We start from the raw sequence: 24,270 nt of genomic DNA on the forward strand, positions 1-24,270 counted from the left end.
CAAGTGACAGTCTCTCATACCCGTACACCCATCTTCGATGAGTCGAACCTCGTGTCGGCGGCCGGCCTGGCACCAGTGCTCGATCTTGCCGAGCAAGCCGGATTGAGCCAGTCGTTGTCGACGATGAGGGTGGCATCACCGAACCCTGTGGTGAAGTCGCGGACACTGATCGCGGGAATGCTGGCAGGAGCCGATTCCATCGATGACCTCGACCTGCTGCGAGCCGGAGCCACACCGAAACTCATCGGTGCTGTCCGGGCACCATCGACACTGGGAACATTCCTCCGCTCGTTCACTTACGGACACGTCCTCCAAATCGCGAAGACGAACCGAGACCTGCTGGGCCGTTTGTCGACGATGATCCCGGCAGGTGAGGGGCCGATCATGGTCGACGTGGATGACACCATTCGTGGTGTCCACGGGCACCAGAAACAGGCTGCGGCGTTCGGCTACTCAGGAGTGCGGGGGCTGAACGCACTGCTGGTGACTGCCCACACGGAAGGGTCGGCCCCGATAGTGCTCGAGTCCCAGCTGCGGCGGGGCAATATTCGCTCCGGAGATCACGCTGATTGGCACCTGGCCCGTGGACTGTCCACCATCGCCCGGATGGCTCCGGAGCGGCGGGTTCTCGTCCGTGCCGATGCTGCTTTCTGCCAACGAGTAAATATCACCGCAGCCGAACAGGCTGGAGCCTGGTGGTCCTACACGATTCCGCAGTGGAAGACCGTGACAGCAGCGATCAGCAGCATCGACGAGGACCGGTGGGAGCCAATTTCCTACCCGCAAGCGATCTATGACGACGAGTCCGGTCAGTGGATCTCTGATGCTGAGGTCGCCGAAGTAGCCTCGTTCACCGCTTTCACGTCGCGTCCGAAAGCCGAACGAGTGCAGTGCCGGTTGGTGGTGCGCAGAGTCAAGGTCAAACCCGACTCCCAGGAGGCACTGTTTGCCACCTGGCGGTATCACGCCTTCATCACCAACAGTGACCTATCGACGGTGGAGGCCGATCGCCGGCATCGCGGACACGCGATCGTCGAGCAAGTCATCGCTGAACACAAGCAGGGCCCTTTGGCACACCTGCCATCGGGAAAGTTCGTGGCCAACCAAGCCTGGCTGGCGTTCGCGACCATCGCGTTCAATCTTGCCCGGGCTGCCGCATGTGCGGCGGGGATGGGGTTGGCGCGAATGCAGTCACTGTTGAGGAAGATCGTTGCTATCCCAGCACGGTTGGCCAGGACGGGCAGACGCCTGATTATTCATCTCCCGAGATTGTGGCCGTGGCAGGCTCAGTGGTCGCGGTTATGGAACGCGGCATCGAGTCCGTAGAGGCACCGAAGTTCGTGCACGATGCCGCCCTGCGGGGCCTGATGAGGAAACTGTGAGTGGAAGTACCAGACGGGTGGGCTGGCTCTTTGGTGTACCCGCCTGCCATCACACTTCGACTACATTGACAGTTCCGGCCCAGAAAGCCCTTGACGGTGGATCAGGGATAAGACGCAGCCCGTTCGGTCAGCTCCTTCAGGCTCACGCCGCCAACCCCCGGAGCAAACGATCGCATAGCATTGGTGGTATCGACAAAGTAGTCATCGTTCGCAGTCGTGACGCTCACGAATTCACCTAACCGCCGATCCATGAAACGTTCGTCGATGACTGCCGATAGGGCTCCGAAAGCGGACTCACACAGCGATCTCGCGCCGTCAATTTGGTCCCCCGTACGGTGCTCTTCAACAAGAAACTCAGTCTGTGCCACTGTAACCAACTGACCAGGACGAGACCACAAGCGTCTAGTTGTCTCAATCATCCGGGGTATTTCATGGTCGGTTGTTACAACGTCCGTGTACTGATATCGAAACGGTCTGAGCGATTGAGTGACATGTACATCGCCGATGGTCAAGTACTTATCCAAAAGCTGCGGCACCGGCGAACCCGAAAAGCCCAGCCTGTACAGGGCAGTGCACCCCCACCAGTTCAGAATCAATCGACTCAGAGGGTTCGTCTGAAAAAGGATTCGTTGGAGACCTGGATAGGCCTGGCTTCCAGGATTGTTTAGACTCGTCCATCTTCACAATCTACCCAGATCCAACCGGTTCTGCCGGGACTTCTGGAACGAGCTTCGAACTTCTCCGAACTCAACCCGTGATTGTGTACTTATGCGCTTCTCAGATTAGCCTATAGCGCAGTCTTTCGATGAGTCGACGCCAGCGCCGAGCTTGCCTCTCCGCCAATGAACAGGTCTAGGAACATCGCCGTCACATTGACGACACACGACATGCTCTGACTGAACAGACGACGGCGCGGACGTTGCAGACTTGCCTGGCTCGACGAAGTCGAGCAGCTTGCGCCAGAGGAGAAGCTCAGCTGCGGTTAAAAGTCGCGACAACGGGACGATGGTCCGAAGCTTCAGCAGCGTTGCGTCGACCTGGCGAGTCGGACACTGAGGAGATGTCCACTCCCCCAGTGGTGACCGATTCAACGGAATCAGTCAGCGCGTGGCTGACCAAGATGTGGTCGATAAGTTCGCGCTGGCCACGATAAATACGCGTGAACCGCTCTTTCTCCGGGATCAGCTGTTCCAGGTTCCACATTCGATCAGCATCACCCTTGTCGGCCCGATCGAAGCCGGTCGTGCCGAATTCCGAGCCACCAGGGCCGAGCAGAATCTGCGTCGTGGCAGCTTGAGGTTCGTCATTGAGATCGCCCGCGACGATGACTCTGTTCGCGCGCCCGTCACCACCGAGCAGTTCGACCGCTCCGGCGCGGACCGCGGAGGCCTCGGCTGCTCGTCGGTGGAGAGCATAAACGGAGTATCGAGCACGTTCGTCTTCATCCCGGGGCGAGAACCGACCGCCGGGGTACGACAGCAGTTTGGATTTGAGGTGGACTGAGACGATGTCGATCGTCGCGCCGCCTTTTCGGATACGTGCCTTGAGCGCGGAGCGACCCATCTGCTCAATCGTTCCGCCCTCGTCATCGACCTGGACGGGCGACAGCCCGTCGGGGAAATCTGAGATCTCTTCGACCTTGGTCAGCGCCGACTTGGACAGGAAGCCGACACGGATGCCACGGGCGTCGGGTTCGGCCAATGCCGTGCGCCATGTGCCCTTAAGCCGTTCCGCGAGGTCATCAAGAGCATGCGGGTCGCCGACCTCTTGAACGGCAAGGACATCTGGAGCGAGATCCGTGATCGTCGACGCCAGCGCATCGAGCTTGCTCTCATACTCTTGAGAGCTCTTGGGCCCGGAGTCATCTCCGGGACGGAACAGGTTTTCGAGATTCCATGTACCGATGGTCACCATGCACACAATCGTGATGGCGCGAAGTGAATGTCCGACGAACTGGGGGTGGAACAACGTGGGAACAGGACGCAGGATCGTGGCTCGAGGTAGCCTCACGTCATGACGCTGAAGTCGGCGTTGTCGGCAGTCCGACAAAGAGTCATGAATTCCGATCGATCACTTCGACGCCGTCAAGCTGTGGGATAAACCTCGAAATGAGCTCAAAATCATCTCGCCCCTTCAGCCCCTCCCAGTGTCCATAAGTCGCGCCAGTTTTCGCAGTGAGGACCGCTCCGTCAACTGTTGCCAATACGGGGTCGCTACTTGGTCTAATCAAGCTGGCCTGATGAGCCGCGTCGACAACGGCGCTTAGGTCGGGAGTCTCCCCTACAGGATCCGCGCGAACAACTGTTCCCTCGGTGACATTGTGGAGATACCAATTGACTTTTCCAGATGGATAAACCGCTGCAATCGCAAGTATTGATACTGAAGGTCCAGTCGGCCATATCCGGGCTTTCTCCTTCTCGATCTCTCGATAGATTTCGGACAGATGGTTCATGAGTAGTGCCGTCTGTGCGACGAAGTCATGTGCTTCTGTGGATGCGACAGACTGATCTATGCGCTCGGCGAGTTTGCAGAAACTATACAGGCCCTCTGCGTAAGACTGCGGCAAAAACCCGAAGTCAGCGCCCACGAGATGTGACCGATGCTCACCAAATTCATGGACTAGCCCGTCAAGTCCTCCGCTAGTCCCGTGGACGACCGACGACAAGATGCGATAGGTCTCGTACTGGTCACTAGCTCCTTGCTTGTCGGCCCTGTCTTTGAGTGGACCGACGGCCCATCCCTTTTTGAACTGTTTACCGTAGTCACTCAGGGACTCGTCAAAGGAAGCTTTTGTGATTCTGCCAAGTTTCTTGAGACGCCGCTCTTCCCTGTGACGCTGGGCTGGAGTAAGCAACGACACCCAATCAATGTTCGACGAAATCTGCTGCGCAGTAACGAATCGATGCCGTTCATATCTTTCTGAAAGCTCGGGCACATCTAACACGTCGCAGATGTTCATCCAGTGCTCGAAAAGAGCGCGGGCCAATAAAGCTGCCGTTCTTCCGTCAAAACGGTCTACATGGTCGACCAACGAAAGTGCGTCGTTTACGGCAACGGTAAGGATCGACCTCGCTGCGCTTGACGGCAGGGTCTGGATAATCACTCCCGTGTCATGATGCAGAATGTGTTGCCACTGAGCAATATTCTCGCAAACCGCTTCAGGAAGACGTTTGTGCAGTGGAACTGGGAGGCTGATGGTGGTGCTCATTGCCTCAGTATCGCCCACTTCATTCAACTTGCTGCGCGCTGGCAACATCCTTTCGCGTAAATCATGCGAGATTGCTATCGACAATCATCACGCCTAACGTGTTTTGCAAGGTCAGCAGGCTTCCTCACATTTGCAACCCAATCTCGCTTCTCCCTCGACGGTCGAGGCGCACGGTGACAAGCTATCTATATGAACCGTTCAATCAACGACGTCCAACTCCAAGTATTACGCTGGGTGGCCGACGGTGCAGACCTTGACAATCCACCGATTGAAACGTTCAAGAAGAGCGCCATTGCACTCAAAGATCGAAAACTCATCAGGGTCAGCAAGAGCACCGGGAAATGGAACGCCACGATTACCGAAGCTGGCTCCTACTACCTCGAGCACGGCCGCTATCCACAGTTGGAGCGGGCAAGTTCCGGCCGTAATCTACCTGCTCCTCCCAAGCGTAGCTCCGCCTCCAACAGGTCACCTACCGCCCCTGGCAAGTCGCCTAAAGGTCGAATCGCTGTCAATGCAAAGCCAGGGCCAACGCCCGCTGAGCCTCAGAGGTTGCCCGGCGCTATCGACATTCCGACTCAGTTGCGCCGGCCGCACACAGCAGTGCGCGAGATCATCGATCACAAAGCGCGTCTCGACGTACCGAGTGAGCAGCGGCAACGAGCCCTGCTCATTCTTCATGCGCTTGTGCAAGAAGCAGTTCGCCGCGATTGGACCGTATCGGCGAATCCGTCGACGATCCGACGTGACCCCTGGACCGACCGACGAACAAGGGTCTCCCCCGGCGCTGACCTGTTCACGATCGATGCCGGTGACAAACCAGTGGCGATCCGACTGCGGATGCGTCAAAAGCGCGTCGAACACAAGCTCACTGACGAAGAAATCGCTCGCAAAGAACGATATAGCTGGTCATACGCACCGAAGTACGATTTCGAGCCTACGGACCGCATGAGACTCGAAATCAGAGAAGGCTCTACAAATGCCTATGGCATTGAAGACACTGCCGCGACTTACATCGAGGACAAACTGATACGCGCTATCGAACGCATTGAAGAGGCCTCGGTCAAGCAACGCGAGCTGGTAGAGCGGTGGCGACAACGCGACATCGAGATTGCTGAGGAACGACGGCGAGCGGAGATTTTTCGACAGCGCGCGGAACGGTACAGTTCGTGGTTCGAGACGCTCGAACAGCTCAGATCCGATGTCGCCCGGCATCGCGAGCTCACTGACACAGTGGAGCGGTTGAGAAGTGCTATCAATCTCGGAGATCCCACCGACGAGAACTTGGGTGTCCTCGGCGAGTATTTGGCGTGGTCGGAACAGCACCTTGAGGACTCCGATCCGCTTCGAGCCATCAGGCTCCCGAAAGGTGAGCGACCAGATCTGAGCTATGAAGAGTGGCGGGAATGGACTCGGCGGAATTTCAGATCGCACAGCGGTCAGGCCGTGACCGGTTGGACATGACCAGGTCAGGCAAATCGTCGCTTGCCCAACGTCGCCCCAGTCGCCTCCAGGCTGCAGGTCGCAGGACCCGCGATCGGCCATACATTCTATGGCACTGCCACATCGCAGGGCCGCGTCCATGCCTTCAACGATCTAGTGCTCTCGGCTCGTTTGGCCACCTTCACCGTGATCATCAGTACTTCACAGGACTTCAACCGACTCATCTATACCCCTGCGGGGTAGCGTTTCGGATGTACCACGCTTTTCGTGAGTGGTACATCTCGTTTCTGCAGGTCAGAAGGTAAGTGAACACGGGCCCCGTACCACGTGTACCAGGCGGAGATTTTGAAGTGGTACATTCGTTTGCCCAGGTCACAAGGCTTTTCGATACCCCTTGTACCACTTGTACCATTCTTTTCTAACTTATATATAGGATTCTGTCCCACTGCTCCCCAATGGCCCTCATCGCAAGACATCAAGTAGCGCAAATTTCTATATAGAAGTCGGAAATATCTGGTACACATGGTACAAATGCTCAAATAATGCCCCTGACCAGGGAGAACACCTGTACCACGTCGACTTAGGAAGTGGTACACACCTCACGATCTGTAGTAGCCATTTCGGTGTTTACCCTGGTCAGATGGCCTTCGAGGTGTGTACCACTTCGTGGTACACATTTCATCTCCGCAACCGTTGAAGGCAGACCCGCCTACTTCGCGGTGGTTCTTCCTCCCTCGAGATCGAGGAGTCGCTGTCGACAGCGTTGGCAGCTAGCGTTTACCCAGCCAGGACAACGATGAAGAGTGTCAATTACCCGCTGTCTGTCGGACACCAAGCAACGTCATTCTGCTAGGCCGTCGAGGAATGCACTTCCCCTGAGACGCCGCAGAACGACGAGGTGAACACCGGCTCTGAGTGACAACAGTTCTCGCTTCAAGCGACACAATCGAAAGTCGCATTTGACCTCTCAAACTATTTCTCTCGCGTGCATCCATCCCACCAAAACCTGTAGCGCCCACTTTCGACTACCGCCTCTGATTTTGACCCATTAGGTAGCGCTGCTTGGTAAAATTGAGAACAGGACGGAGCGCATGAATCGCTTCGTCGCCGCATTAGCAAGAGTGTTTGGATCCTCTGTCAGCACTGACGAATGGAGGAGACGCACGACAGGGGACGCGGCCCCAATTGAGCTCGACCACGCAGGCGACCAGAAGATCTTCGGCAGTGCTAGCCGGAGGCGCGGGGAATAGTCGAGACACCAAACGAACGGCAGATCGTCCATTAGGTGTCTTGACATGGAGGTTCCCGCAGTAATGGCACGAGACATCACCCCAGTTGCAGACCGCATGCTCCTGACTCACAGAGGCAGATCAAAGAACTATTTCGGTGTCAGCGTCGCTGATGGTCCATTTGCGACGGCGAAGGTCGGCAACCGCGTCTTGATTCGAGAAACCGAACTCGATTTGGCCAATTTGGCAGACATCGACGCGGGGACAACGGCATGAGCAAACATCGGGCCGATGCACTCCGGAAATGGGCAGATGGTTCGCTTCCTTCCGAGGCCGCGGTCGAGCTCATCGTCAGTGCGCTCGACGGCCGGGTTCTCGACGGGCCGTGGATCCGCACAGACAAGCGAGGTCGTACCTGGTTCGACCCCGACGTCGCCACAGCCGAAGCCGGCTACCTCAGCGGCGGAGAGCGTCGGGTGCTGTCCGTCGCGAGCAGCCTCGTCAGTGACGACCATCCAGTCGACCTCGGCGATGCCATCCCCGGACTCGATCTTGACGAGATCCGCCTTGTCCTCAATGCGTTAGCGCACGCAGGCGGCCTTCCGAGTGTCTTCGCGGAACCGGAAGAGGACCATCATGAGACCCGTTAGAGACACTCACGAGCCATCTAGGCAGCTAACTGGCGGAACATGGGCTCCTTCTGGCACGGACGAGACACCACAGAGGTCACGGCAAGACTCGAACGAGACCACAGTCGGACCGTGGAAGCCCGAGGGCTCATTGCGGCCCGTCGGAGACCTCGTGGTGTCGTCAGGTTGTGTCCCCGAAGACCAATGTGAGGACCCAGCCAGACCTGCAGGAGACCTCGAAGGTGGCCCTCGCACAAGAAGGTCCCCCATTGAGGCACATCGTTCATCGGTGCTGACGCACCCAACAACGTTCGGAATCATAGGCCCACGAACCAATCGGGACAGGCCCAGTGTGCTCTCAATAGGGCGATGGGCGCACAGCCTTAGATTGTCGAATTTCTCGCCGGAGAGGACTGGTGCAGGTCGTGGCCGGAAGGACTCCGCTTGTCGCCTGCTGTCGGGCAGTTTGCCCCGCGCAGCGGCCCCCGGAGGGCCCCGGACAACTGCAGCGAAGCGGAAGTTGTCTTACGGGGTTAAGACAATCTCTTGTCCTGCATCCCCGTCGGGTCCCGAACTGTCCGGTCAATCCGGTGAAGCAGAAGGGGATGCAGGACAAAAGATTGTGTCGGCACGACGTGTGTGGGGCTGCGAAGCAGGAGGGGTCCCCACCCACGTCGTGACGGTTGTCAGAACAAGCAGTGTTCACGGATCCAGCAGCATCGAGGAGTGACCATGTCGGACGTTATCGGACGCGCTGGCTTTCATGCTCAGCATACGAAGAATGTCAGCGAGCGGAGCGCAATCATTCACGAAATGATGCGCGAACTCGACGAGGACTCGATCGCCTATTGGGCCGCACGCAATCCCAACATCGTCGTCGCTGACGAGGTTTTCAATGAGGCGATGGTCAACGACAGCGAGGGCGGATTCCGAACGTGCACCCGCCGGCAGGAGGTTCTTGACTACGGTGCCGGACGGGTCGGTCGAGTGAGGCGGAAATTCCGTGAGGACAAGCTCGATCCGAAGACCGGCAAGATGAAAGGCGGGACCGTCACCACTTCCCTGCTCGTGTCCCATCTGCCGAAGTCGATCTGCGTCGAAGTCCCGGACTTCTATCCCGTCCTGGACAAGTCAACCGGTAGCCCTGTCCTCGACGACGATGGGGTTCCGTTGAAGCGCAGCAGGTGGGTCGCCCGTGATCGAGACGAGGCACGACGGTATTTCGAGGACGTGGTCTCCTACCTCGCGAACAATGTGATTCCCGGCGGTGCCGACGCGGTCCTCGGCTACGACATCCAGCACAGTGAATCGACTCCACACGTGCAGATCGTCGCCGACACGTTCGCTCCTGATCCGAAGAACGAGGACGGCCTCCGGGTGGAGTCATCTCAGGCGTGGTTCTCTCACCGAGATGTCAGAGACGAGAACGGGAAGCAGAAGAGCGGGCCGGCAAAGCTGAGTGAGTACCATTCCGGCCTCAAAGACCATCTTCTCGACCGCGGCTATGACGTCTCAGCTGACTTCGACGAGGAGCGCCATCTGGTCGGGATGGGCAAGGCCGAGTACAGCAAGTCCATGGACGCGCGACGCGAGGCCATCGACCGCCACAAATCCACCAAGCGCCAGATCAGGGGGTTCAAGACTGAGGTCGCCGAGGTCAAACGCGACTTCGAGGACAGGCAGTCACGGTTGGACGAACGTGAGGGGATTCTCGATCGCCGCGAAGCGGAGATTCCGTCCCTGCGCCGGAAGGCCATCAAAGAAGGCACGGACGAGGGGAAGCGACGGGGCTACGCATTCGGCATCGACGAGGCCAGGGACCGCACCGATAAAGCCATGAAGACGTTCAAAGCTCAGTTCTGGCAGAGCGTGCCGCAGCTCACTGAGGAGTTCCTGACTCGGAAGGACGCGAGGGGGCGCTCGTACCAACCGATCTTCGACAAGTTTGTCGACCAGAAGCTCAAGCAGTTCGAGGTCGAGCACGGTGTGGCGGGTCGCCTCGAGCTCGAGCCCGGTGACCGCGAGCAATTCATCCAGGACGGAGGTGAGTACCTCGCAGCAGAGGTAGCCCAGCTCCAACGCGACCGCACTTACGGAGATTGAGACTACGGCGTCGAAAGGACACTCCCCCATGAAATACGGCTATACACGAACCTCGACCAAGGACGAACAGGACGATGATTTCCAGCGCCGGGCGCTCTACGACGTTGGCGTCCAAGACAGTCACATCTTCTCCGACCAGATCTCAGGTTCCAAAGCTGCCAACTCGCGGTCCGGATGGTCATTCCTCGACGAGCGTCTCCGTGACGGCGACGAACTTGTCATCTGGAGGATCGACCGGATCGGCAGGTCGATGATCGACGTCATTTCGACCGTCACCGCCCTGACAGAGCAGGGCGTCGCCCTGCGTTCACTCACCGACGGCATCAACCCCTCAACCTGTGAGGGCCGGCTCATGCTCAACCTCATGGCAACGTTCGCCGAGTATGAGCGTGAGCTCATCCAAGAGCGCGTCCAGGTCGGAGTCAATGCGGCTCGAGCCCGCGGAGTGAGGTTCGGTCGTCCGCCAGCGGACCCGGAGGATACCGCCCGAAAGGTACGGACTGTGCAACGGCTCATCAAATACGAGCATCTCTCGCCGCAGAGAGCGGCAGCATTGGTCGGGTGGTCCCGAGCCACCTTTTATCGTCACCGAAAGTCTCTTGAGGACAATTGACCAATCGATGCCGGAGGGCCAGCCAGGTGAGACCTCGCTGGCCCTCCGCTTTTCCAATGCGAGGTCAGCTGCCGGAGTCGCTTTCGGCAGCGGCACTGCTGCGGACGACAGCGAACAACCGACCAGCGCTCCACCGGTCGGTACCTGTGGTCTCTTCGTAGCGAACTTTGACGGCAGGGTTTTCGTCGCGGGTCAATCCGTCATTGTCGACCCCGGCCACCGTCAAGTCGTATCGGAACCATCGGTCCCCAGTCTCCAATTCCGATGCAGACACCACGTGCACCTCCTCCGACACCTCGACCTCTCCCTCATCCCAGGTCTCCCAAAGGTCGGTGAGCCAGCGTTGACACACTCGATGCATGCCGGTGCCCGGCTCAATGAGCTCGGTAACGGAATCCTCGCCGACCTCCACCTTGACCGTGGCTCCGTCGACGTCTCCGCCGGGGGCCACGTCCGCATCGAATCGAATAGTCGGATGTCCAGGCTCATGCTCATCAATCCTCGCTTTGAAGGAGCAGGAGAATCCGAGCTCATCCGGCCGATCGGCGATGTCATCGAGGTCTGCATCCTCGAAGTGGCGCTTCACGTCTGCCAATACAATTTTCGCGTTCTCACTCATCTGACCAGCATGGCACCCGACTGTCTCAGAAACCCAGCATCCAAGAGTCCCTCTGATTGAGACACCTCGACCAGCTAATCCGCCTGGACATTAGGGACGCTCAAAGGCGTCTCGTTTAGGTGATCTTTACCTGCATAGGCTATTTAGAACCTATGCAGGTATAACTATATCGAGCACCGGAGACTGATCGTTCGGTTCTTCAGCAGCCAGGTCGCAATAAGCTCCATCACTCCAGTCCTGCGATCACTTCGACTGTCAGTTGCAGTCCGTTCAGCCTGCCGAGGTGCCTCGATGCACGTCGGGCGAAAGGCCACGCGAGGCGGCTATCCGCTCCAGTAGCCCATTCAGAAACTCAATTTCGCTCGAGTCCAGGCAGTCCGTGTATTCCTGTTCGTGAGCCGCCGCGAGCGGACGGATTTCAGCGAGGGTCCTCTCCCCCTCTCCGGTGAGAGCAACTTCGTGAATGCGCCGATCCCTTTTGCTGCGCCGACGCTCGATGAAGCCGTTGCGCTCAAGCCGGTCCAGAACCGCAACGATCCGACTCGGACCCACCCCTATCTGCTGACTGAGCACGCGCTGACTGACCCCGGGAGTGCGAGCGACCAGGCGGAGGACTCCGGCTTCTGACGCAGTGATCTTCAGGGCCAGGAGCACCTGTTCGAATCGGCTCGCCGCATCCGAGCCGAGCTGAGAGAGCAGGAAAGCAATTCGGTGGTGTGACTGTGGCATGGAGTTCATAGGAACAATAATAGACCCCTTGATAAATCATTCACAGTGTGTATGATCGTCTCCATGAATGAATCGCAGGCAACCCAAGCCGATCAACACAGCACGAAGCGGCGTCGTCCGGATGGACCCCATCCTGGGATCGTCGGCAGCGTCTGCCTCGCTCTGTTCGTGTTGAGCCTCGTACTGATGGCAGCCCTCAGTCAGGGCAACACCATCACTTCCCCGTTTGCAGATGATTCGTCGGACTTCTTTACACAGCACGGACTCGCAGTTCGACTATCCGCACTGTTTCAGCTGGGCGCATCTGTCCCTATGGGCATCTACGCCGCGACCATGTACGCCCGCTTCCAGCGACTCGGCGTCAGAGTACCCGGTCCTGCGATCGCATTCTTCGGCGGAATCAGCGCCTCAATACTGTTGGCAATCTCAGCAGTTCTGACGTGGACTGCAGGACAAGACGCCATCGCCTCACACCCGGAGCTGACCCGTGCCCTTGGCTTCCTCGCCTTCGGGACCGGCGGATACGCCCACTTACTCGGCCTCGGCCTACTCGTCGCCGGTATAGCGGTTCCAGGCCTGATCATGCGTCTGCTGCCGGCACCTCTCGCCTGGGTCGGCCTAGTCTTCGCCGCGGTCTGTGAGCTCAGCATCCTCGCCATGGCCCTCGAACCATTTCAGCCTCTCATCCCGATCGGGCGCTTCACCGCCCTCGCTTGGATCGCAGCCGCTGGCTTTCTCATTCCCCGTAGTCGGCAACGTAAGAACACACCGAAGGAGTAATGATGAACACCGTCAACGACGCACTGGCGGCGTGGGCTGACTCGGAACGCCTCTGTGACGCATCGACGACGAACAGCCTACTGACTGATGATTTCCTCGGTATCGGGCCAGTCGGCTTCCAGTTGCAGAAGGACGCCTGGGTGCAACGGCTCACCGACGGTCAACTGGACTACGAGGAGCTCTCGCTCGACGAAGTCAGCATCCGAGAATACTCCGGCTCAGCGATCGCCGTCGCTCGTGTGAACACAAGAGGCTCCGCACGCGGCAATCCGCTTCCCACCACGCGAACCACGTTCCATCTGCTGCGCGTCGACGACGAATGGCGAATCGCCGGAATCCAACACAGCTTCATCGCCGGTGCACCAGGCTCACCAGTACCTGGGAGATAGAGACGATTCAACTCGGATCCGACGCTGAACTGGGAGACCGGACGGAATGTTCAGCTGCTGTTCGCAATTTGATGGCAAGCGCATCCAACATGCTCGATGTCCCACTGACCGGGCGCGATGAAACGATGGCACCGACCCCTGCTCGCTGCGATTTTCGGGTAGGTGCCTCCCATAAAGACTCCGCTCATTCCAATTTCGTCAGCACACACCGCCGGCGACGGTCACCGTCGGTGCGGCCCACACGACGATCACCTACACGCTGAGGAGCAGCCATGGAATTCCACTTACTGGATCGCGACGATAGACGAGAAGGCGGCGAGGAGTGGATACAGAACTACTCAGAGATCCCGGCAAACCCCGGCATCTCCCTCATTTTCGAATCCACCACCAAGGCGGGCCAGGGTCCCCGGCTCCACCTCCACCCATACCCGGAGACCTTCGTCATTCGCCGAGGGGGCGCGACGTTCACAGTGGGCAGAGACGATATCGATGCCCACGCCGGACAGATCCTCGTCGTTCCTGCAGCGACCCCGCACAAGTTCGTCACCCACGAAGGCGGGTACGAAGCAGTCCACATCCACTCCAGCCCACGCTTCGAGACTACTTGGTTGGATTAGGTCGAGGTTCGTAAGGGTGGTGTCTATGAGACGACGCTCTCGGCCCCCAACGGCCATCGGTCAACGGATGCCTAACTTCTGTGTTGGGTACTAGGGGCAGTGCTCATAGCTACATCACGCGATAGTATTCAACTATCACGACCGGTTCCGCCTACTTCGGTAGGTCCAGGGCCGGTCCTCATTTTTATCAGGTGGTGTTGTTGCGAAACGGGGCCAAGTGTAGACTCTCGGATTTGGTGTTGGAATCTCAATTTCGCGTCGGACGTGTCGGAGTTCCCAGTTTTATGTCGGCGCGAGGATGCTGGAGACATGAGACTGAGGACGTTGTTAGAAACGGAACTAATGCTTCTCACTTTGGAGCGCGCATCGGTCGTAAGAACCGTGGATGTTGTAGAGACAGGACCGTGTTAAGCCCCGAGGATCATCGAGGCTCTTTTTGGGTTGCCCATTTAAAGTCGCACGGCGATTACTGCGGGTGAGATTGAGATTCCTAAGCTGTAGAAGGTATAACTGATTGCTTCGATTGACATCTGAACGCCGACCCCCTGTTGTGTACGAGAGCGGCAACCGAGTTGCCGATGCAGGCTATCGCGTCCTTGGAATTCACGTTTGCCAACATCAACCCCTACTCCTACTAATCCTGGGGTCGGCTGTGGTCATTACTCGTTTCCGCTTACCAAGCAGAAGACATTGCCTTCCGGATCCGCCAGGACATACCAAGTCACCCAGTCAGCCGATCCTTGCCCAATATCGATCTGTCGTGCTCCCAGGGCGAGCAATCGATCGAGTTCTTGTTGCTGGCTGCCTTTTGTGGAGACCACGTCGAGGTGCCACGTGTTTTTGCCAGGTCGGCTGGCGTCGTCGGTCCATCTGAAGTCGATGAGCCACCTTTCGTCACTAAGGCGCACTCCGTCTGCTCCGTGCGGTGTGCGTTGGAAGTCACGAGCCACCTCTTCTATGCCGAGGACTTGTTGCCAGAAATACCCCAGGCGTCGAGGATTTCGGCAGTCGATGTTCAACGACTCGACTCGGCTGGTCGTCGCAACCGTGTCCAATGGCGGTACTGTGTCGGGCTCGGGCGTCGGCACGGGGGCGACGACACGTCGGCGCGCGAATGCTCGCCAGCTGATTGCGGCTTGGACGAGCGCGAACACCACCAGCACTGTGAACAACGGATAGTATCCGAAATCGGCCACGATCAATCCGACAGCCAGGGGAAAGGCTAGTGTGGCCCCTTGGAAGATAAGTCCGGCGAGCGGTAACACTCGGGCACGGACGGTTTCTGCGGAGACGTTGACGACCTCTGCTTGCGCGGTGGGCAGGGCCAGACCGTAGGTCAGTCCCAGCACCGCCGAGAACAACGCATAGAGGACCTGGTTAGAGCCGATGACCGCGAAGGCGGCCACTGCTGTCGCCATAATGGTGACCGAGACCGCAATGACGAGCCGGGAGTCGTACGCGGCCATGCGGCGGGCAACCACAAATCTTACGAGGATGACTGCGGCACTGTAGGCCAGATAGAAGACCTGGTAGTTGAGATGGTGATCAGCAGCGAAGAGAGTCTGGAATTGCGTCATCGCGGTGAACAGACACGCGAATAGCCCGATCACGAGCAACCACGGGGCCGCTTCGGAATGCAGTATTGTCCTGGACGCTTGCGCGAGGGAGGGCACGTTCGCATCGCTGTCAGCAATTTTCGTTTGAGGAACCGCTGGGGTCGTGGCGGCCACTCCGACGATCGCCGCCACGGCTGCGAGGCTAAGGACTGCAGCGACTAGGAAAGTCCCGCGAAATCCCAACGGTGTAGTGAGCAATGCCGAGCCAACTACGGGGCCGAGGCCGATTCCAAGTTGTTCACTGCCGGTCAAATAACCAAAGTAGGTGGACCGATTGTAATCGGTGACCATGGCACTCATGACCATTGGCGCTGCAGTGTAGATCACCGCCCACGCGGTGCCGACTGCTACTCCTACGCCGATTAGCGGTACCCAGCCGCCAGCCACGAGTGCGGCTGTTCCCGCCGCTATGCCGACGAGGCCAGCGGCTAATGCGAGGACCGATGCGGGACGCAAGGCTTGCGGCCACCGTGTCAACGCTATAAGGCAGACGAGCGCCGGGACCACCGCAGAGGACACAATTAAACCGAAATCGCTTTCATCGCCGCCGAGTTGTCGCACGTAGAGCGGCAGTAACAACAACATGCCATAGCCGGCCGAAACACTGAACGCTCCAACCATCAGCAGCATTACTGGGAGCCGGGGGGCACCAGCAGGTGCCGAAGACTCAAGGTGCACGGTTGGCATATCGCTATCCTAACGGTTAATCAGATTCTTACACGTTAGGTTATGCATCGACATGATAACGTGTCAACAGTGAAAGTGGGGTTAGATTATGGCGGAAGCGCTACCTTTGGATCCGGGCGACTACGCCGGGACCTACAAGGCGATCGGAGGGAAGCTCTCGCTCGATTTCGCCAATCTCGTCAGTTTCCGCTCTGGGGATAGGTCGCACGACTGGCTCACTCCACCCGAGAACTTGTCCCGCTGGGCGAACCTGATGATCGGCGAGCCGTTCGTGAATTCGTGGCACCCAAGCGCACAGTCCATCGACCGGGCGGTTGGACTGCGCGAACTTCTGGCTGCAATCTTTGCCAACGTGGCCGCTGGTCTTGCCCCCAGCGCGCAGGATCTGACCGAGATGTCCGCTGCTGCTCACGGTGCCTGGTCCCACCAAGAACTCACCAGCGATGGACCGCAAGTGCACTGGTCTTTTCACCGCGGCCACCCGCCTGATTGTCGCTTGCTGGATCTTCTCGCGCTGGATGCGGTCCATGTGCTGACGACGGCCGACTTATCGCGACTGCGCGCTTGTCCCGGATGTGGCTGGGTGTTCTTGGACTCTTCCGGAACTCGACGACGGCGATGGTGCGATCCCGCCGACTGCGGAAACCGTGCCCGACAGCGCCGTCACTACCTACGAACCCATCACGACGACACCAGCCCTGACCCATGAGCGATTTGTTAGCGTAGGGGCCTTTGAGCCGTTTTTCGAGTTCACCCACCGGTGACTAGAACAACCTTGCCAAGGTTGCGCCGCGATTCAATGATCGTGTGAGCCTCGGCAGCCTGCTCGAGCGGGAGCTCCGCGTGGATGGGCGCGCGCAGATCGTCATGACAGTAGAGATTCCAAAGCTCGTCTCGCCAGCACGCGTACTGCAGTGGATCCTCGCGGACGAGAGCACCCATCTGGAAGCCAGTGACCGAGGCCCCGCGACGCATGAGTTCAAAGGCATCGATTGTGCCACCGCCCGAACTGAACGCAACCAGTCGACCACCGCGAGCGAGAGCGCGTACCGCGGGTCCGAGGAGTCCGCCGCCGACTCCATCGAGTACGACATCGACCGGATCGCCCCAGGAAGAGTCGCGATAGAGCACGACACTGTCGGCCCCGAGGGAGCGAACAAAGTCAACCTTGGCGGAGCTGCCGACGGCTGCGACGATACGAGATGCACCCCCTGCTGCGGCGTATTGAAGAGCGAAAGCTCCGACAGTGCTGGCCGCGGCGGTCACGAGCACACTCTCACCCGAGCTGGCGCGCGCAGCCTGATATGCTCCCCGCGCCACCAGACCGCTCCGGACTAGCGCGACAGCCTCGACCGAGCTTGCCCTATCGGGAATTCGGGAGGCCATCGACTGGTGGACACGAGCGCACTCTGCGTAGGCATGTGAAAAACAGAGCCCGGTGACACGATCACCGACGGCGAAATCGAGGACATGAGCGCCCGCTGCAGTGACGATACCCGCGACTTCACCCCCGAGCGGGCCCGGCTCAGTACCTTCGCGGACCTTGCGGACTACAGGCAAGGTGACCCCGACCGCCTCGGCGCGAACAAGCAACTCGTCAGGACCAGGCTCGGGGACCGGAACACTCTCTGTGAAGAGGACTTCAGGACCACCGTTGACTTCGTAGCGAACTCGACGCATGCGCACCTCCAGGGGTGAGTTGGTCAAACTTTTGGAATCTCGGCGGTTGAGCTGATGAGGTCGAACACCTCGGCCTCTCCAGCCGCCGCAGTTCAGTGCTCGTGCCGGTCACCTGATGGCTGACGAAGTTGCAGGCCATAGCGGGTCCGGTAATGGGAGCCGACTAGCTTCTGGACGATGATCAGGACGATGACAGTCACGATAAGTAGCAGGTTGTCGAGGAGCGGCACGAGATCAACTGGCAAAGTCATGGCCAGTACCAAACGTGCGACGGCGTCGACCAGAAAGCCAGCTCCCCAGGCTCCTGTCAAGACCCGCAATGCACGACGGAATACATTCGATTCCTGCCATCGGCGGTCCCATTGTTTGCGGGCGTCTGCGGACTGGAGCATGCGGGCCCCGTCAAAGAGCAACGGGCGTTTCAGGCAGAGTGTTATCAGTAACCAGGCCCCTATCAGTGCTGTGCCTGCGGCATTGCGCACTAAGAGCAGACGGGCGTCGCCTGTGGCCAAGGACGAGCCCGCCGAGATCACCAGAATCACGAGTACCGTGATGCTCACCGTGTCCAGCCGACGTCGGGTCACCGCAGTGGAAATCACTTCGATTGCGGTAATGACAGTCCCAGTCACAAGTGCAAACCATGGCCCGACTCCGAGCGCTCGAAGTCCGTAGAACACAGCCAGCGGTGCCACAAGGTGGGTAAAGACGAGTATTAGGGCCGATCGATCACCGTCTGTTCGTGCGGTCATGGCTTCCTCCCCGAGGCTCGAGTCCCAGTGGTTGTCAGCATGAAAGTACGGATCAACTCCTGGCGATAGGATTCGAAGTCGAGCGGGGGGTCGGCGTGCAGCCATTGCGCGGCGCGCTCGATCGAGGCCCGAATCATAACGGCGACGGCCTGTAGGTCGAACTGTTCGAACTCTCCAGTTTCTTGCCCCTCGCGCAAGATGGAAGTCAATCCCTCGATCACAGGTTGCTGCTCACGTAACGATGTTGCGGACTGCCTCGAGCGGGTCGAAAGGTGGGGTCCGATTTCTGTGAGTGCGGCGATTTCGCGTGGATGGTCGCGGAGAAACTCGAGGTTGGCCCCCATATAGGCGCGTAGGCGCTCGGCAGCACTTTCTGCCCCCAGCATCTGTTCTTCCATGAACTGGGCAGCTTCGCTGTAAATGTCCTTGACGATTTGCCACAACAGGTCGTTCTTGTCTTCGAAGTGATAGGAAATCAGCCGTTGGCTGCTCATTCCCGCGCGGCGCGTGATCTCAGCAAACGATGCCTTTTCGAAACCGACTTCCGCAAACGTTTCAATCGCCGCGCGCACGATCTGCGTCCTTCGCGCCGTAGAGGTGACCGACCTTGAATTTACCTGCATAGGTTATTTATAACCTGCATAGGTAAATTTGTCGAGCGACAGATTTTACTGAATTGGAGCCGTACCGCATATTGATCACCCACGGTTCGCCTACCAGCGACTGCTCTGCCGGACCATCAGAGAATTGCCTATCCTCCCGTGCAGCTACCTCGCCTCCGAACCCATGCTGTGTTTGAGACGGCTGCCGATAGTCACCATCGGCGCACCCTGCCGCCAAGGCCACTCTTGAGGATCGTTCGATGCCAGAATGGACTAGGAAATTCACAGGATGAGTAACTGACTACGCGATGCTCATGGCGATGACGGTGGAGATCGCCGCTTGGACGACGCGCTCTCGGTCGACGTCGACCAAACCAGCGACATCGACCAAACCCTGGCCGACCTGCGCCGCTCCCGCAAGACGGTCGCTGCCAAGCGTCGGGCGTCGCAGACCGGCTGATCGTCGATCGGGTCATTGAGCGACCACTGCACAGGGCGCAATGGGCTTACGGGCGTTTGACCCGTATAAGGCGATCGAGTATTCTTCAACCAACACGACAGGTCCGCTTCTCGCGATGAGACGCGGACTTGTTCTTTTTCCCGGGTCGGAGACGCGAAGACGATGAGTGCATGAGCGCGCCGGACAGTACCTACGTCAAACCGTTCCTAACCGTCCCCGAGCAGATTCGGCGACTGCGCGCGAGAGGCATGGACTGCGGTACTGAGAAGTTCGCTTCGGGCGTGCTCAGGCGCTATGGCTACTACCGGCTGTCGGGGTACTGGCACCTCCATCGAGCTCGGCCCGAGGCCCCTGCGGACTGGTTCGACGAGAACGGCCGCGAGATCCGTCTGGACACGTTTGTGCCTGGCACGAGCCTGGCCCACGTGGTCGACCTCTACGAATTCGACCACGAGCTACGGACCCGTCTGGGCCATGTCCTCAGCGCGGTCGAGACGGCGCTGCGGTTCCACCTCGGCCACCGGCTCGGCAGGCAAGATCGGTTTGTCCACCGGCATCCCGAGAAGCTCGGTGCGCTCCGGCCGACGGACCCAAGCGCGTCACCCGAACCGATTGCCGCCTACCGCAAATGGCTCGAGGAATACGACCGACACGAGAGGCGGGCGAGGGGCGACTTCGTCGCGCACTTCCGCGACAACTATGGCCCGCACCTGCCGATCTGGGTGGCCACCGAGGTGATGTCCTTCGGCTTGCTGAGCGGCCTCTGCAATTTGATGCCCCAGGCGGACCAAGAGATCCTGGCCGCGCGGTTCCAGATCAGCACCGCCGACGGCAAAGGCGACCGCGGGGCCTTGAACAACTGGCTCAACAACCTTCGCAACGTGCGGAACATCTGCGCGCACTACGGCCGGCTGTGGAACCGCACGCTCGACGTGGTGATTGATGGGCCGGGGCTGCTGCGCACGGATCCCGACGGCCTCCTGGCTCCTCTTGAGAAGGAGGGCGTGAACAACAAGCTCTACGGCGTACTGCTCATCTTGCGCCACTTGATGCTGAGCATCGCGCCGCAGAGCTCCGACGTGGTCGACGTCGCCGAGTTCATCGAAGCGCGATCGCAGGAGATCGGGTTCTCCATGAGTCAGCTCGGCTTCCCCGATGATTGGCGGAGCAGCCTGGTGTGGGACCAGGATTTCACGCTCGACCCTTCACCCATGTTGGCAGCCGGTCTGCTCGACCGCGCCGAGTGCCTTACTGCCCCTGAAACCCGCGCGGAACTCACAAGCGCTGAGCCCAGGTCCAAGTCCGAGCCAACAACGCCGAAGCAGCGAGCGGCACGGAAGCGTGCCGCGCAGAAGTCGCTGTTGCGAACCTATGTCAAGTACCGAGTGGTGATCGAGATCGAACTGGGGAACGTCAAGCACTATCCCGCCTTCCAGTTCCGCGACGGCAAGATCATCCACGCCCTCGCGGAGATCAACAAGACGTTCGCCGCCTCATGTCAAGACACAGATCCAACGCGTGTCGCGACGGCGCTGTTGGATTGGTGGCAGACTCCGCAGGTTGGGCTTCCGAGCGGCGAGGACGGCGCAACCCTATCGCCAGTCGATCTGCTGCACTTAGTCTCCGAGTCGGACTTCGAGACGACGATCGAGGAGACCGGCGCGATGAGCAGCTTCGTTGCTCCGGGTGGAAATTAACACCTAAGGGGTTGCCCCCACCTCCCCGACCTGCCAAGCACCCCTCTTCCAGCTGTGGTCCGCCTTCGACGGTGCTCACGCGACGGCAACTCGATTCCACGCGGTGAGAAGCGCCATTACCACAGACCCGTCGACCCAAGAAGCGACGCCTCGTGATCGCGATGCGAGGCACTGCTGGGATCAGCCTACGAGCTCAACTGCATAAGCAGTGGCAGTCTGGCCGGGGTCATCGCTGGGCAAAGTCAGTCCTCATACAAAGAGCGGTCTATCGTCTCCGGTCGCGAATGACCCGTCCTGCCTGCCCCGCCAGCCTGTCAGGCGTTTCCAGGTGTCGACCACGTCGTTACCAGGCCCTCGTCGAAGTGTCGTCGGACGCAGGGGATCAGGCGTAGTGGTGCTAACCGTTAACGCGACCTCGCCATGCGAGCCTCTGCTCGCAGCGCCGGGTGTCAGGCATCAGTCCATCACCTTATTCGGTCCGGCAACGAAGGACTCGTACGTCCCATCAGCGGCCGAGAACCGCAGGACGTTCAATCTCCGGGTCACTTCGACCGACCCGTCGATGTAGTAGTCGCGGTCCTCCGTGGGCCCGCCTCAGTCGTCGTTCTCCACGGAGTTGAACTGCGCTGGGGTCGGCCGCATTTGCCCCTGGCGGTGATAGGCGCCTCAGCTCTGGTAGTACTTGATCGAAGCGATGCGCGTCATGCGTGAGCGGCCTGGTACGCCAGGTAGATCAAGTTCGGGATCTTGCCGTACCGAGCAAGCTCATAGTCGTTCTCCCGCGCCCAGGCGCGGATATCCTCCCGCTCTTCGACCGTCGTGTCGGGCACGAAATGTTTCGACGGGCTCTTTACCGCCTTCCGGCCGGCCGCTATGTACGGATCGAGCTTCTCATCGAGCTCAGCGTGCTCCGCCGCAGTCAGTTCCGTCTCATACCAGTCAGCCTTCCAGCCGATCGTCACCGTCTCCGCCTCAGGTTCACCGCTCAGATCGGAGACCAGAATCGTCCTCGTCACCATGGTCTTCTTCCGTTTCATCTCGTTGTAAGCCGGCGCGCAGGTACCGCTTCGCTTCGGCTCTCGTTGGCTATCGGTCGGTCATGACGACGTCAATGATACTTATAAGTACGTGGATCTATAAGTACCGTCGGGCGAGTCTGTTTGAGTGCAGAAGAGAGGTCCACTCAACCAGCGGCTAGGGGCGAACCTCCGTGCCATTCGCCTGGAGCGCGGCTATACCCAGGAAGGGTGGGCTGAACGCCTCGGATACGACCGGACCTACGTGGCCTCGTTGGAACGCGGCGAGAGAAACATGTCACTGGACTCGCTCACTGCATTGGCAGAAAAGCTCGGGATCGAGCCCTTGTCGTTGCTGGTGGACCCTGTTACGACTCAAACGATTGACTGACTGCATCGCCTAAGCAACTGCGATTACTTGTCGAGGCTCGTAAAGGTGGTGTCTGCAAGACGTTTCGAAACTGCCGTCATGTCAGATCCGCATGAAACTCTTGAGAGGTCAGGATCGGATTGACCGTATGTTCATTGAAGCATTCGGATCTAGCCAGCTTGAACGGGAATCACATGGCAATAGGAAACTACTCACCCCAAGATTGGTTGCCACCTGGGGCGCTCGACCATTTGAAGGTGAGCTCGGACGGGCTGTGCTGGTGGTGCAGAGAGTATCCCGCGACCACTGGCGAACACAAGTACAAACAGTCAGATCTCACCCGACTGATGGGAGATGATTTCCTCATCTGGGTGGGGGACGAAGGAACGCGAGAAATCCGCGGAAAACGTGGGATCAAGCGGGACCGCCATGGAGTTGTGAAGTTCCCGAAGTCCATGTGCGGCACCTGCAATAATGATCGCTCTCAGCCGTTCGATCGGGCGTACTCGAGATTCTCGGATTATCTGGACAAGACGTGGGTCCGCATTCTCCCAGGCATCGACTTCGAGGAGATCTACAGAGACACCTGGCAGAACGACACCTTTAACCTCGCCAGGTACTACGCCAAGCACTTCGGATGCCGGATGGTCCGGTCCGGACTACCTGTGCCTGACTCCCTTCGGGCCTTCCTGGATGGGGCTGACGACATGGCCGATGCCCACATGGCTCTAGTGACAACTGACTCTGTCCACCGTGCCGCAGGTAAAGGCTTGACGATGAGCGGGGACTGCGTTTGGACCGATCCTGAACGAACGGAGTTCAGAGGTTGTGTGATGGCAGCCTACGTCGGATCAGTGGGTGTCCGATATCAGTGGTGGGCGGAAGGACAGAAGCCAGAAGGCTGGGACTCACAGTTCTTTCACTTCCCGATGCCAGTGATCAACTGTTTCAAGGATGAGCAAGCCTTGGTGGAAGGCAGGACCAGACGACCTGGATGGTTTGCTCGATTCTCGCAATGGCTCAATCGACCGTCTGGCCGAGAAACTGCTGATTAGAACTGATAATGCCGAGAACGTGGGCTTAGTCCTGCCCTACGACGGAACTCTCCGACGTGCCCCTCGTCGTTGAGCCTGCGCTTCAATCGCTGTACCTAGCAAGGGATTGAGCACGCTTCCAGCCGACCGGCCGGATGGCGGTAGTCATCAATTGAATCATTCATCATGACCATAGCCGTCGGGCCCTTCGGCCATAATCCGTATAGCGACTTCTCTCTGCGCAGGACTGAGCTGCTTCGCGTCGTATCCATCCATGGCCATGGCCCACCAGACTGTACGGTTCATCGGGCACGTCCGACAGGTACGTGGACTAATGACACCCCACTGCCCCATGCGCGGCGGGAAGTCCCACCCCGTACGGTACGCCTCCTCGGACGTCAGAACCTCAGTCTTCCCGCACACCTCGCACCAGTGTTCGAAAGGCCCCGTCAGCTCAGAAATAGTGTCAGGCCCCTTCCTCAAGTAAGGCATCGTTGGCCAGCGCCGTCATTGACGCGATGAGCACGGGCCCGAGTTCGTCGATTGCTTCCGTGCAGTTGCCGTTAGTCGGATCAGGGTGCACAAGAGCCGGACCATAGTCCCTATTTGATCCCATAC

At 59.0% G+C, this 24,270-nt stretch carries 22 protein-coding genes; 12 read left to right on the forward strand and 10 right to left on the reverse strand.

The genetic code is table 11. From position 1 onward, the window contains the following. Window positions 1-3 precede the first annotated feature (3 nt). Window positions 4-1,326, forward strand: coding sequence for an IS1380 family transposase (locus J9314_RS13470; RefSeq protein ID WP_210602856.1), 1,323 nt, complete (start codon window positions 4-6; stop codon window positions 1,324-1,326). A gap of 1,028 nt (window positions 1,327-2,354) precedes the next feature. Here the strand turns inward: J9314_RS13470 and J9314_RS13475 are convergent. Beyond that, entirely contained in the window at window positions 2,355-3,296 is a 942-nt protein-coding gene (locus J9314_RS13475) for an endonuclease/exonuclease/phosphatase family protein (protein WP_210602859.1), read from the reverse strand. A 139-nt stretch (window positions 3,297-3,435) separates the two neighbouring features. Beyond that, a complete protein-coding gene (locus J9314_RS13480; protein ID WP_210602861.1) occupies window positions 3,436-4,590 on the reverse strand; it encodes a DUF5677 domain-containing protein in 1,155 nt (384 codons plus the stop codon). 189 nt (window positions 4,591-4,779) lie between these two features. Between J9314_RS13480 and J9314_RS13485 the strand changes: the two genes are divergently transcribed. The 3 genes from J9314_RS13485 to J9314_RS13495 all read left to right on the forward strand — a co-directional run bounded on the left by J9314_RS13485 (window position 4,780) and on the right by J9314_RS13495 (window position 7,912). Beyond that, on the forward strand, window positions 4,780-6,054 hold the full coding sequence (locus tag J9314_RS13485) for a hypothetical protein (RefSeq protein WP_210602862.1): 1,275 nt from the start codon (window positions 4,780-4,782) through the stop codon (window positions 6,052-6,054). Window positions 6,055-7,328: 1,274 nt separating this feature from the next. Continuing rightward, window positions 7,329-7,538: a hypothetical protein gene (locus J9314_RS13490; RefSeq protein WP_210602863.1), complete on the forward strand. Its 210-nt coding sequence runs from the start codon at window positions 7,329-7,331 to the stop codon at window positions 7,536-7,538. Beyond that, window positions 7,535-7,912 carry a hypothetical protein gene (locus J9314_RS13495; protein ID WP_210602864.1) on the forward strand — a complete coding sequence of 126 codons (378 nt, stop codon included), beginning with the start codon at window positions 7,535-7,537 and terminating at the stop codon, window positions 7,910-7,912. Before J9314_RS13490 ends, J9314_RS13495 begins: the two co-directional genes overlap by 4 nt. A gap of 681 nt (window positions 7,913-8,593) precedes the next feature. On the opposite strand, the gene J9314_RS13500 is transcribed toward J9314_RS13495, so the two are convergent. After that, complete coding sequence (locus J9314_RS13500) at window positions 8,594-8,968, reverse strand: hypothetical protein (RefSeq protein WP_210602865.1); 375 nt, start codon at window positions 8,966-8,968, stop codon at window positions 8,594-8,596. Here J9314_RS13500 and J9314_RS13505 point away from each other — a divergent pair. Together J9314_RS13505 and J9314_RS13510 are read left to right on the forward strand one after the other, a co-directional pair. Beyond that, a complete protein-coding gene (locus J9314_RS13505) occupies window positions 8,960-9,994 on the forward strand; it encodes a hypothetical protein (protein WP_210602866.1) in 1,035 nt (344 codons plus the stop codon). The genes J9314_RS13500 and J9314_RS13505 overlap by 9 nt on opposite strands. A gap of 28 nt (window positions 9,995-10,022) precedes the next feature. Then, entirely contained in the window at window positions 10,023-10,607 is a 585-nt protein-coding gene (locus J9314_RS13510; protein WP_210602867.1) for a recombinase family protein, read from the forward strand. 64 nt (window positions 10,608-10,671) lie between these two features. Here the strand turns inward: J9314_RS13510 and J9314_RS13515 are convergent, their stop codons facing one another. Next, on the reverse strand, window positions 10,672-11,226 hold the full coding sequence (locus J9314_RS13515) for a hypothetical protein (RefSeq protein ID WP_210602868.1): 555 nt from the start codon (window positions 11,224-11,226) through the stop codon (window positions 10,672-10,674). A gap of 270 nt (window positions 11,227-11,496) precedes the next feature. Then, complete coding sequence (locus J9314_RS13520; RefSeq protein ID WP_210602869.1) at window positions 11,497-11,964, reverse strand: MarR family winged helix-turn-helix transcriptional regulator; 468 nt, start codon at window positions 11,962-11,964, stop codon at window positions 11,497-11,499. 54 nt (window positions 11,965-12,018) lie between these two features. Between J9314_RS13520 and J9314_RS13525 the strand changes: the two genes are divergently transcribed. The 3 genes from J9314_RS13525 (at window position 12,019) to J9314_RS13535 (ending at window position 13,741) form a co-directional block, all read left to right on the forward strand. Next, window positions 12,019-12,735: a hypothetical protein gene (locus J9314_RS13525; protein WP_210602870.1), complete on the forward strand. Its 717-nt coding sequence runs from the start codon at window positions 12,019-12,021 to the stop codon at window positions 12,733-12,735. Continuing rightward, window positions 12,735-13,124 (forward strand): nuclear transport factor 2 family protein, encoded by a 390-nt coding sequence (locus tag J9314_RS13530; RefSeq protein WP_210602872.1) that lies wholly within the window; start codon window positions 12,735-12,737, stop codon window positions 13,122-13,124. Before J9314_RS13525 ends, J9314_RS13530 begins: the two co-directional genes overlap by 1 nt. A 272-nt stretch (window positions 13,125-13,396) precedes the next feature. After that, a complete protein-coding gene (locus J9314_RS13535) occupies window positions 13,397-13,741 on the forward strand; it encodes a cupin domain-containing protein (RefSeq protein ID WP_210602874.1) in 345 nt (114 codons plus the stop codon). A 659-nt stretch (window positions 13,742-14,400) separates the two neighbouring features. On the opposite strand, the gene J9314_RS13540 is transcribed toward J9314_RS13535, so the two are convergent. Next, window positions 14,401-16,044 (reverse strand): MFS transporter, encoded by a 1,644-nt coding sequence (locus J9314_RS13540; protein WP_210602876.1) that lies wholly within the window; start codon window positions 16,042-16,044, stop codon window positions 14,401-14,403. A gap of 88 nt (window positions 16,045-16,132) precedes the next feature. Here J9314_RS13540 and J9314_RS13545 point away from each other — a divergent pair, with 88 nt between their 5' ends. After that, window positions 16,133-16,753 carry a CGNR zinc finger domain-containing protein gene (locus J9314_RS13545; protein ID WP_210602882.1) on the forward strand — a complete coding sequence of 207 codons (621 nt, stop codon included), beginning with the start codon at window positions 16,133-16,135 and terminating at the stop codon, window positions 16,751-16,753. 41 nt (window positions 16,754-16,794) lie between these two features. On the opposite strand, the gene J9314_RS13550 is transcribed toward J9314_RS13545, so the two are convergent. From J9314_RS13550 to J9314_RS13560, 3 genes are all read right to left on the reverse strand, one after another. Continuing rightward, a complete protein-coding gene (locus tag J9314_RS13550; RefSeq protein WP_210602883.1) occupies window positions 16,795-17,751 on the reverse strand; it encodes a quinone oxidoreductase family protein in 957 nt (318 codons plus the stop codon). A gap of 65 nt (window positions 17,752-17,816) precedes the next feature. After that, window positions 17,817-18,473, reverse strand: coding sequence for a VC0807 family protein (locus J9314_RS13555; RefSeq protein WP_210602885.1), 657 nt, complete (start codon window positions 18,471-18,473; stop codon window positions 17,817-17,819). Then, window positions 18,470-19,045: a TetR/AcrR family transcriptional regulator gene (locus J9314_RS13560; RefSeq protein WP_210602887.1), complete on the reverse strand. Its 576-nt coding sequence runs from the start codon at window positions 19,043-19,045 to the stop codon at window positions 18,470-18,472. Before J9314_RS13560 ends, J9314_RS13555 begins: the two co-directional genes overlap by 4 nt. A gap of 660 nt (window positions 19,046-19,705) precedes the next feature. On the opposite strand from J9314_RS13560, the gene J9314_RS13565 reads away from it, so the two are divergent. After that, window positions 19,706-21,232, forward strand: a complete 1,527-nt coding sequence (locus J9314_RS13565; RefSeq protein ID WP_210602888.1) for an Abi family protein — start codon at window positions 19,706-19,708, stop codon at window positions 21,230-21,232. Window positions 21,233-21,933: 701 nt separating this feature from the next. On the opposite strand, the gene J9314_RS13570 is transcribed toward J9314_RS13565, so the two are convergent. Further along, a complete protein-coding gene (locus J9314_RS13570) occupies window positions 21,934-22,269 on the reverse strand; it encodes an Lsr2 dimerization domain-containing protein (RefSeq protein ID WP_210602889.1) in 336 nt (111 codons plus the stop codon). 127 nt (window positions 22,270-22,396) lie between these two features. On the opposite strand from J9314_RS13570, the gene J9314_RS13575 reads away from it, so the two are divergent. Then, window positions 22,397-22,639 (forward strand): helix-turn-helix domain-containing protein, encoded by a 243-nt coding sequence (locus J9314_RS13575; protein ID WP_210602890.1) that lies wholly within the window; start codon window positions 22,397-22,399, stop codon window positions 22,637-22,639. Window positions 22,640-24,270: the final 1,631 nt, after the last annotated feature.

The organism is Brevibacterium oceani, from assembly GCF_017948325.1.
Taxonomy (GTDB): Bacteria; Actinomycetota; Actinomycetes; order Actinomycetales; family Brevibacteriaceae; genus Brevibacterium; species Brevibacterium oceani.